3 protein-coding genes are annotated in these 2631 nt (G+C 39.9%); 2 read left to right on the top strand and 1 reads right to left on the bottom strand.

Annotated elements, in window-relative coordinates:
• Positions 1-65: 65 nt before the first annotated feature.
• Positions 66-554 carry a hypothetical protein gene (locus QNK26_RS03555; protein ID WP_319220889.1) on the top strand — a complete coding sequence of 163 codons (489 nt, stop codon included), beginning with the start codon at positions 66-68 and terminating at the stop codon, positions 552-554.
• 77 nt (positions 555-631) lie between these two features.
• Positions 632-1027: a VOC family protein gene (locus tag QNK26_RS03550; RefSeq protein ID WP_319220888.1), complete on the top strand. Its 396-nt coding sequence runs from the start codon at positions 632-634 to the stop codon at positions 1025-1027.
• Positions 1028-1086: 59 nt separating this feature from the next.
• Here QNK26_RS03550 and QNK26_RS03545 read toward each other — a convergent pair whose 3' ends face one another.
• Positions 1087-2328, bottom strand: coding sequence for an IS110 family transposase (locus QNK26_RS03545; protein ID WP_319220887.1), 1242 nt, complete (start codon positions 2326-2328; stop codon positions 1087-1089).
• Positions 2329-2631: the final 303 nt, after the last annotated feature.

The following is a 2631-nucleotide window of genomic DNA, read 5'->3' as shown; positions in this document are numbered from 1 at the left end:
GGGGGGCGCCCGGCAACGGGCGTTCCTACCGCGGAGCCGTTTAAAAAATCTACATGGAGATAATCATGGGTACTACATTTGAGCTTCCAATTCGTGAAGGCAATCATCCTGAAATCGGACAAGAACCTCCTCAGCTACAGTTCTCTGATTTGGGGTCTGATGAAATACGATTGAAGTTGAAAGAATGGTCATTTAGCACATTTCCAAATGTGCGAGAACATGACACATTAATTTCAGTACCAACATCAAGAGCATTGTGGTTGGATGAAAAAGTCCAAGCAGCGCATGACGACGCTTTTATGCCACCACCAAACAGTAGAGAATTTTGCCACCTCCATGCAGATGGGAGTTTTCACACTGTTGTCCATGTGGCAATTGAGAATGAAATCCTGGAAAAGCAATGGGGTGTTAGACATATGTATTATGACCGTGGCGTTAAAGAAGTATTGGTATATGCACCTCGCAATGACAACGAACTCATCGTTGCTAAAAGGATAATTGTGGAATCATATCGTTATGCATCTGGTGATATCGAGCTCACTACTGAATTATAGACACGGCTAAAAATGTATAACGAGACACGGGGTCTCGTTAATTAAACTGTTAGCTGTTTAAAAACAAGGGTAAATATATGAAAGAAATAGTTGGTATCAATCATATAGGCATAAGAGTAACTAATCTTGAAAGCGCAAGAGCGTTTTATGAGCAACTTGGCTTTGTATTTATCGTTGGAACCATTGGACCTGAGCCAGTTGCAATAATGGAGCACCCATCAGGTGTAAATATAAATTTAATTCTAAACGCTGATACAAAAACTGATGAAAATATTCTTATGGATGTAACAGAAAGATATCCCGGTTATACGCATGTAGCTTTAGATGTTAATGATATTGAATCAGTACAAGAATCAATAAAAATACTAGGTATCCACATTACTGAAGGCCCAATAACATTACCAAATGGTGGTGTAATGTTTTTTATTCGAGATCAAGATAAAAATGTTATTGAGTTTCATCAAAATGGCTAGCGTCACAGCTAACAATATGCTCTGAGTCCGACGTCAACCCTTTTTTATGAATATTTGTATTAATTTTCCATAGCTTTACGTCTTTTCAATGCAAATAAATAAGCCGATTCATCGTAAGGTGTTTTGTTTTTCCAGCAGCTAAAAATAATACGTATCCATTTGAAGGCTAAAGCCCTAAGCGTTGCCTGATGAGATTTGCCCATCGCACGCTTCTCATCATAAAACTCTTTTGCCCAAAAAGAATATCGAATGCTTTGGTTCGCCCATTCAACAAATGTTTGTCGTAAGAACGTTGGGCATGAATAACGCCAATGAACCCATGCCGATTTTCCGCTGCGTTTTAACACAGGCGCAACGCCAGATAACCGGTTAACTTCATCGGGGGAATCAAAACGTTTTCTGTTTGTACCAAAGGCAACCAGGAGCCGAGGACCGAATACAGGGCCGGCACCGGGCAGTGATTCAAATATTTCATAGTCAGCATGTTTGCGAAATCGCTGGGCAATATCAAGATCGTATTCATGGATCGTTATCAGTAACTGGCTCAACTGTAATGTCAGCGCTCGCACAAGACGCTGAAAAGGCATAATGACACCATCATCCTCTGTTAATGGCATGGCAGACTTAATCGCCTCAATTCGCATTTCTATTACTGCTGGGCGCACACAACGATGTGCTTTAAAAAATTTAGACAGCGTTAATGGTCGTGCTCGCTTTACCTGTTTAAGCGTTGGCCACTGCTCGATAAAGTCACAGAATATTTTTGTATCAATATCATCAAACCACTGTAATGCCTGAGGATAATATGATTTGAGGGCTGCTGTAATGCGATTAGTCAGACGCACTTTATCGTCCACTAGCACGCGCCGGTCTTCAAAAAGCCGTTGCACTATACGTGTTTCTTCACTGTCAGGCATCAGCGGTTTTAATGCTGATTTATGTTTTAACAAATAATCCAATTGTAGAAAAGCATCGCTTGGATCATCTTTAGCGCCACTTTGAGTAAAGGCTTCCCGGTATTTGGCTAAGGCTTTCGGTGGTATAGGGAACAGAACAATAAAGTTATACTTCAATAAAGCATAAACAACCGGGCCTGCCTTCAACTCAAGGCAAATGGCAATTGGTTGATTATTAAAACGCTTTTGAAGTGCTAATGCCCATTCTTCGATAGATTCTGGGGAATGATTAATAACATCGTATTCAAACTTATCTGAATCTGATGCGATTAAACATATATCATGTTTACGATCTGACCAGTCAAGGCCAATATGCGCGACAAAGTGAGAAGGAAATTGCTTCATATTCACATCCTTTTATTGTAATGTTAAAGAGTGGTATCGGTATGCAAACTTACTTCTGCGAAATTATTATAGATGAGTCGGTGCTACGACAGTCTCTGAGTATTCGTTATCGAAGTAAGTACACCTGGTGGCTCGAAAATATTGTTATGAGCATCGCATGCTTGCGCTCGTTTATTCGTAACCACTGGGTGCATACATCTCTACAGTATACGGTTACCAAGTGATAAATTTATACTTTAAGAAAGGTATGAGGTACTATAATACGGTTACCAAGTGATAAATTTATACTTTAAGAAAGGTATG

Source organism: Moritella sp. (assembly GCF_033791185.1).
Taxonomy (GTDB): domain Bacteria; phylum Pseudomonadota; class Gammaproteobacteria; order Enterobacterales; family Moritellaceae; genus Moritella.
Note: the sequence above shows the minus strand (reverse complement) of the source record. Positions and strands in the feature narration are given on the sequence as shown.

What these genes read in the sequence shown, in the direction of transcription:
- QNK26_RS03555 (WP_319220889.1), top strand. Translation starts at nt 66, where the DNA reads ATGGGTACTACATTTGAGCTTCCAATTCGTGAAGGCAATCATCCTGAA.
- QNK26_RS03550 (WP_319220888.1), top strand. Translation starts at nt 632, where the DNA reads ATGAAAGAAATAGTTGGTATCAATCATATAGGCATAAGAGTAACTAAT.
- QNK26_RS03545 (WP_319220887.1), bottom strand. Translation starts at nt 2,328, where the DNA reads ATGAAGCAATTTCCTTCTCACTTTGTCGCGCATATTGGCCTTGACTGG.